This window comes from Streptomyces milbemycinicus, assembly GCF_002154605.1.
Classification (GTDB): Bacteria; Actinomycetota; Actinomycetes; order Streptomycetales; family Streptomycetaceae; genus Streptomyces; species Streptomyces milbemycinicus.
Map to the genome: position 1 here is coordinate 1 of NZ_MUNE01000625.1, position 6,052 is coordinate 6,052.

Consider the following 6,052-nt stretch of genomic DNA (forward strand, 5'->3'; position numbering starts at 1 on the left):
CCCGCAGGGTCGGCCGCTCGACGAGTTCTTCGAGCGGCCGACCCTGCGGGAGCTCACGGCCTATCTGGCCTCGGGCTGGCTGTCGGACGTCGTGGCACCCAGCGATGTCGTCGATGAAGCGCCGCAGCTCGGCGAGGACGCCGAGCCGACGGAGCACCCGATGTCGCACGGGCAGCGGGCGCTGTGGACGGTCGAGCAACTCGCGCCCGGGAACAGCGCGTACAACCTGCCGCTCGCTTTCTGGCTCGCCCCTGACGTCGACGTCAGCGGCCTGCGCACGGCCCTGCGGCACCTGCTGGAGCGGCATGAGCAACTGCGCGCCGCCGTCGCCACGGAGCGGGATGAGCCCGCCATGAGGGTTGCCGCCCGCCAGGGGCTGCCCTTCCAGCAGGTCTTCCTCCCGACCGCCACGGACGCGGAGCTCCGGGACCGGATCAACGCCGATATGCGCCAGCCGTTCGACCTGAGCGACGGTCCGCTGGTGCGGGCGACCCTGTACACGCTCGACGACGGGCGGCAGGTGCTGCTGCTCACCGTCCACCACATGGTGCTCGACGGGGTGTCCATCCCGCTGCTCCTGGCCGATCTGGAGCGCGGCTACCGCGCGGTCCGCGACGGCCGTCCGCTGCCGGCCGACCGCCCCGCCCACACCTACGCCGAGTTCACCGCCTGGCAGCGTGCGCTGCTCGCCGGGGCCGAGGGGGAGCGGCTGCGGGACTACTGGATCGGGCGGCTGCGGGACAGGCGGACCACCGTGCCGCTGCCGCTGGACCGGCCGCGGCCGCCGGTGCCCGGCTTCCGCGGTGCGACGGTCGAGGGCCGCCTCCCGGCGGCCGTGACGGAGCGGGCGCGGGCCCTCGCCGCCGCGGAGCGGGCCTCGCTGTCCAGCGTCATGCTGGCGGTGTACTTCGCGCTGCTGCACCGGTACAGCGACCAGGCCGACATCGCCGTCGGCACACCGACGGCGAGCCGCCCCGCGAGCGGTTACGACGACGTGGTCGGCTACTTCATGAACATGGTCGTCCTCGCCGAGCGGGTCGAGAGCGACGAGGCCTTCCGCGGCCTGGTCGGCCGCGTCCACCGGATGGTCCTCCAGGCACTTCAGCACAGCGCCTACCCGCTGATGACCCTCACCGAGGAGCTGAACCGGCAGGTCCCGGGTATCGGGGGCAAGCTGTTCGACGTCGCCTTCTACTTCCACAACTGGACGCGGGACCTGCGCGACGACGGTCTGGTGCGGGGCCGGGTCGACGGGGTGCACCAGGAGGGCGAGTTCGACCTGACCCTCGACCTGGTCGACCACCCCGAGGGCTGCCGCTACACGTTCAAGTACAACCCGGACCTGTTCGACGCCGCCACCGTGGAACGCCTCGGGGAGCACTTCGCCACGCTGCTGGCGTCCGCCGTGGGCGCGCCGGAGACCGCGGTCGGCGACCTGGACCTGCTGACCGCCGACGAACGCGCCCTGCTCGCCCCGCCCACCGGCGTGGAGTATCCGGCGGACGCCCTGGCGTGGGACCTCGTACGGCGCCAGGCCGCGGCCCGTCCGGACGCGGTGGCCGTCCGCCACGGCGACACCGAGCTGACGTACCGCCGGCTGACCGAACGGGTCGACGCTCTCGCGGCCCGGCTGACCGCCGCCGGGGTCGGACGGGGCCGCACCGTCGGCGTCCTGCTGCCGCGCGACGCCGAGCTGCCGGTCGCCCTGCTCGCCGTGCAGGCCGCCGGCGGCACATATGTGCCGCTCGACCCGGCGTATCCCCGGCAGCGGCTCGACTACATCGCCGAGGACGCGGGGCTGCATCTGGTCCTCACACATTCCACCGTCGGCGACACCCTCGCCTTCGGGGGCGAGCTGCCCCGGCTGCTGATCGACGCGGATGAGCACCTGCCCGCGGACGCCTCACCGGTGGCCGCCCGGGCCTCGGACACCGCGTACATCATCTACACATCCGGCTCGACGGGCCGTCCGAAGGGGGTCCGGGTCCCGCACCGGGCGCTGACCAACTTCCTCTGCTCGATGGCGCGCGAACCCGGCTTCGGGCCGGAGGACACCCTCCTGGCGCTGACCACGATCTGCTTCGACATCTCCGCGCTGGAGCTCTACCTTCCGCTGATCACCGGCGGAACGGTGGAGGTGCTGCCGACCGAGGTGGCACGCGACGGACTGCGGCTGCGAGAGGCCGTCGAAGCAAGCGCCGCCACGGTGATCCAGGCCACCCCCGCGACATGGAGCATGCTGCTCGCCGCCGGCTGGCGCGGCGACCCCGGGCTGCGGATGCTCTGCGGCGGCGAGGCGCTGTCGGCCGAGACGGCGGAGGCGCTGCTCGCCACGGGCGGCGAGGTGTGGAACCTCTACGGTCCCACGGAGACCACCATCTGGTCGGCGACGAGCCGCCTGGACCGCGGCGACCGGGTGACCATCGGCACCCCGATCGCCAACACCGCCCTGTACGTGCTCGACAGCGGCCGCCGACCGGTGCCGAGCGGTGCGGCGGGCGAGCTGTACATCGGCGGACACGGCGTGGCCGACGGCTATCTGGGCCGCCCCGACCTGACCGCCGAGCGGTTCCTGCCCGACCCGTTCGCGACCGGGCCCGACGCCCGTATGTACCGCACCGGCGACCTGGTCCGCCGACTGCCCGACGGGCGCGTGGAGTATCTGGGCCGGATCGATTCGCAGGTCAAGGTCCGGGGTTTCCGGGTGGAGCTCGCGGAGATCGAGTCGACCCTGCGGCGACTGGACGGCGTCCGCGACGCCGTCGTGGTGGCGCGGCGGACGGGCGCCGCCGACCTGTCGCTCCTGGCCTGCTACGTACTCGACGACGGGGTCGCCGAGCCGACCCGGGACCGGCTTGCGACCTGGCTGCCCGAGCATATGCTGCCCGACGCGCTGGTCCGGGTCATCGGCTTCCCCCACACCCTCAACGAGAAGGTCGACCGGAGGGCGCTGGCCACCCTGCCGCTCGCCGAACTGCGGGCCCGCTTCGGCGCGAAGACACCGCGGCGAGCCGGGACCCCGCCACGCGCCGGGACGGCAACCGGGCCCGTCGAGGCGCTGCGGGGCGAGCTGGCCGCGATGGTCGGCCGTCTGACCGGGGCGCGCCCGGAGGACATCGGCGCGCACGACCCCCTCGGCGAGGCCGGCATGAACTCGGTGAACTTCACGACCCTCAGCGTCGAGCTCCGCAAGGCTTACGGGATCGAGGTCTACCCGACGCTGTTCTACCGCAAGGGCACGCTGTCCTCGCTGGCCGAACACCTGTGGCAGGAGCACGCGGCGCGGCTGGCGGCGCGATTCGGCGACGCGGCACCAGTGCCTGCCGCCGTCTCCGAGGCGGCACCGGCCGAATCCCCGGCGCACGGCGGTGACATCGCGGTGATCGGCATGGCCGGACAACTGCCAGGATCGGCCGACCTCGAGGAGTTCTGGGACCACCTGGTCGCCGAGGACGACCTGGTGGGGGAGGTTCCGGCGGACCGCTGGGACTGGCGGCGGCAGCCGAACTCCCGCTGGGGCGGCTTCGTGCCCGACGTGGACCGCTTCGACGCCGCCTTCTTCGGCATCTCGCCACGGGAGGCCGAGCTGATGGACCCCCAGCAGCGGCTGCTGCTGGAGGTCGTCTGGTCCGCCGTCGAGGACGCCGGCTACCGCCCGTCCGACCTGGCCGGACGGCGGGTCGGGGTGTTCATCGGCGTCGCCAACACCGAATACCTGGAGCTGCAACGGGCCGCTGGGCACGGGCCACAGGGCCACACCGCGACCGGCTCAGCAGCATCGATCATCGCCAACCGGGTCTCCTACCTGCTGGACCTGCGCGGCCCCAGCATGGTCATCGACACGGCCTGCTCGAGTTCGCTCGTCGCCCTGCACCAGGCCTGCGCCGCGCTGCGCGACGGCACCTGCGACCTGGCCATCGCCGGCGGGGTCAACGTCATGCTCATGCCGTCGGTGTACGAGGTGCTGAGCAAGGGCGAAATGCTCAGCGCCGACGGACACTGCAAGACCTTCGACAGCCGCGCCGACGGCTACGTCCGGGGCGAGGGCGCCGGTGTCGTCCTGCTCAAGCCCGATGGCCGGGCGCGGAGCGACGGAGACGCCCGGCACGCGGTGATCAAGGCGACCGCGGCCAACCATGGCGGGCGCACCACATCGCTGACGGCGCCCAACCCGGACGCTCAGGCCGATCTGCTGGTCGAGGCATACCGGGACGCGGATGTGCCGGTGGAGACCATCGGCTACATCGAGGCGCACGGCACCGGCACGGCCCTGGGCGACCCGATCGAGACCTCCGGGCTGAGCACCGCCTTCCGCCGGCTCCGCGCACACGGCGGCAGCACGGACTCGGCACCGGGGGCACCGGGGGCACCCGGGTGTGTCATCGGATCGGTGAAGACCAACATCGGTCATCTCGAGGCCGCCGCCGGTATCGCCGGACTGCTCAAGGTCGTGCTCGCCATGCGGCACGGCACCATCCCCGCCGACCTGCACCTTCGGGCGCCCAACCCGTATCTGGAGCTGGACGGCGGCCCGTTCGAGATCGCCGCCACCACCCGGCCCTGGCCCCGGCCGCGGCACGCCGACGGACGTGAACTGCCGCGGCGTGCCGGGGTCAGTTCGTTCGGCTTCGGCGGGACCAACGCGCATGTCGTGATGGAGGAACCGGATATGCGGGAAATCCGTGACCAGGGCCAAGACCAGGAGAATCAGGCTCAGGCCGAGTACCTGTTCACGCTCTCGGCCCGGACACCGGAGGCGCTGCGGGACGTCGAGAGGCGGCTCGTCGACCACCTCAAGGACCGCGACATCGCGCCGGGAGACCTCGCGTGCACCCTGCAGACCGGTCGCGAGCCGATGGCGCACCGGCTCGCGGTGGTGACCGACGGCACCGCCGCCCTGCGGGCCGAGCTCATCGCACACCTCGCCGACCGGCCGTCGGCGGTGCGTACGGGAACGGTCGGACGGGACGTCACCCAGCCCGCGGCCGACACCACGCGCGACCTGACCGCCCTCGCGGCCGACTGGCTGGCGGGCGCCGACGTCGACTGGTCGGCGCTGCACCGGGGAGCGAACCGCCGCCGGGTGCACCTCCCCAGCTACCCGTTCGCCCGCACCCGCCACTGGTTCGCACCGGAGCCCGCCGCCCGGCTGCACCCGACGCTGCTGGACGCCGCCACCGGCCGGCACACCTTCGCCAAGACGCTGACCGGCGAGGAGTTCTTCCTCCGCGACCACATCGTCGGCGGCGAACGGGTGCTGGCCGGCGTGGCGTACCTGGAGATGGCCCGGCTGGCCGGTGAACTCGCCACCGGCGAGCCGGTGCGCCGCGTCGACGGCCTGGCCTGGGCCGCCCCGGTGCGGCTGCCCGACGCCACTGCCGAGCACCGGTTGACCGTCCAGCTCGACGGCTCCTCGTTCGAGGTGCGGACGGACGGCGGTGCGACGCATGCCCGCGGCGCCCTGGTCGCCGGGGGCGCCGGACGGCGTCCGGACCCGGTCGACCCGGCGCGGGTGCGCTCGCGCTGCGCGACCGTCCACTCCGGCGCCGACTGCTACGCGATGTTCTCGCGGCTGGGCTTCGACTACGGTCCCAGCTTCCAGGTGATCGAGGAACTCGCCATCGGCGAGCGCGAGGTGCTGGCCAGGCTGCGGCTGCCCGCGGCGCGGTCCGCAGACGCGGGCGAATACGCCTTCCACCCGTCGCTGTTCGACGCCGCGCTGCAGACGGCGGCCCGGCTCGCACCGGGCGCCGACGACCTGACGAGCGCGGTGCCGTATATGCCGTTCTCGGTGGAATCGGTCAGGATCTACGACGCGCTGCCGCAGCGGCTCCACGCCTATGCGACCCCCGCGGCGGGCCCGCTCCGATTCGACGTGGTGCTGGTCGACGAGGCCGGTGCGGTGGTCGCCGCGATCGACGGGTTCACGCTGCGCGCCGTACCGGCCGGGGACGCGGTCATCGCCTTCGAACCGGTCCGGCAGCCGGCCGCGCCCGCCCCGCGGGAACTGGCGGGCACCGTGCTGGTGCTCGGCGCCGGCGCCCAGGGGCAG

At 73.4% G+C, this 6,052-nt stretch carries 1 protein-coding gene; it reads left to right on the top strand.

Going from position 1 to position 6,052, the window contains the following annotated elements; all coding sequences use genetic code 11:
* On the top strand, window positions 1–6,052 hold a 6,052-nt coding region (locus CCN51_RS40920; RefSeq protein WP_143676041.1), incomplete at both ends, for a non-ribosomal peptide synthetase.